At 55.9% G+C, this 1,572-nt stretch carries 1 protein-coding gene; it reads left to right on the top strand.

All coding sequences use genetic code 11. From position 1 onward, the window contains the following. Nucleotides 1-424 precede the first annotated feature (424 nt). The coding region (locus tag V6D20_21875) for a hypothetical protein (GenBank protein HEY9818433.1) at nucleotides 425-1,572 on the top strand (1,148 nt) is incomplete at its 3' end.

Here is a 1,572-nt window from a genome sequence, read left to right as displayed (position 1 = left end):
AGCTGATCGTCACCATTGGTTTAGAAGATACGGTGGTAGTGCGAGACGGCCACGTGACGCTGATTGTCAATAAACACCGCACCCAGGAGATTAAGCAGGTCTTAAAGCTGATCCAAGATCGGCAGGATTGGCATCATCATCTCTAAATGCGGCGACGACGGCGCTCCGCTGACCGATCATCCGGCGAAAGAACCTGCACCTTGCCTTGGTTGATGAGACACCTCAGCCTTGAAATCCAGATTCTAGGCTGAGCAAGATTCATAAATCCTCGGATGCCATCGCCGGAGGAGCAGCAGAGTACACTAGAGCAGGGGATGAGGCGATCGCTCCTAGGGATGCCCTGGGCCATTTCGTAGCACAATAAAGCATACCCTCCCTCCGGCTAGCCAGCCGCCCCGCTCTTTGACCGACAAGGATAATGTTGATGAAGCGTCCAGACCGATCCCAAACTCCCGGTTTATTGCCCAGCTTGGCGCTGGCCTTGCTGTTGTCGGTGACCGCGACGGTGTTCCCTCAGACCCAGTCTGGCGCGATCGCCCAAACCGCTGAGCAACCCACCGATCTGGATCAACGCTTAGCCGATATCGATCGCACCACCACGCTGTTCAACGCCATGTTGATCGTGCTGGCGCTGCTGCTAGGGTCGGCGATTATCGGCCTATGGCTTTTGCGGCGATCGGTGGTGCGCGAGGTGACCATTTTGGTGAAGGATCACCTCAATGATCTGACGGATTTGGAAGATCGGATTACGGCTGCCCACAAAGAATTGCGATCGCTCCTCAAGGAAACGGAAGCCCTATCCGAGGAGCTAGACGAGGGCGTGATTGGCTTCCAGCGAGAGGTGAAGCAGCGGCGGGAGGAGCTACAGCGGCTGAGTACCGAGGTGGGTCGGCTCAAGGAAAAGGCCCTGGATGAACTGGATGAACATCTAGAGCATTTTGAGAAACAAACGCGCTCCTATGAAGTCGAACTATCGACCCAGTTGGCCGATGTGCAGAAGGCGATCGCCGATGACCAGGCCCAATCCCACAGCAGCCTAGACCAAGCCGAGCAGGCCTTCGCCACCCGTCTCCAAGAGCTGCATAAACAGGCTGGCCAGCACCAAAAGCAGGTGATCGATCGCCTCACTCACCTAGAGCAAGATTTTGTGCCGCAGTTAGATATGGTGCGCGAACGCACAGAGGCCCAGATCCAGCGGCAGGCAAATTTGATGATCGATAACCTTAGTCAGGTAGAGTCTGGATTTACCGATCAGATTTCTAGCCTGGTGGGCCGTGCCCAGGCAGAGCAGACGAGTATTATTGCCAATCTCAAACAGCAGGCGGCGGAATTTCTGTCCCAGTTCAACGGCATTCAGTCGGAGGTGCAAAACCAAAAAACGGCGGTTTTGCAAGGTCTGCGTAAACAGGAAGCCGACTTTGCCGCTCAGTTTTCTGGCGTGCAGGCGGAGGTGCAGAGCCGGCGAGATTTGGTGGTCACCCAACTGGAAACCGCCACCGGCGAGTTTCGCGCTCAGTTCGACACCCTCTCTAGCAACATTCGCCAGCAGGCCGACTCGATTTTGGGGAACCT

The sequence above is a fragment of the Candidatus Obscuribacterales bacterium genome (assembly GCA_036703605.1).
In the GTDB taxonomy this organism is placed as follows: Bacteria; Cyanobacteriota; Cyanobacteriia; order RECH01; family RECH01; genus RECH01.
The sequence above is the reverse complement of the archived record's forward strand: the minus strand, read 5'-3'. Positions and strand labels throughout refer to the sequence as shown.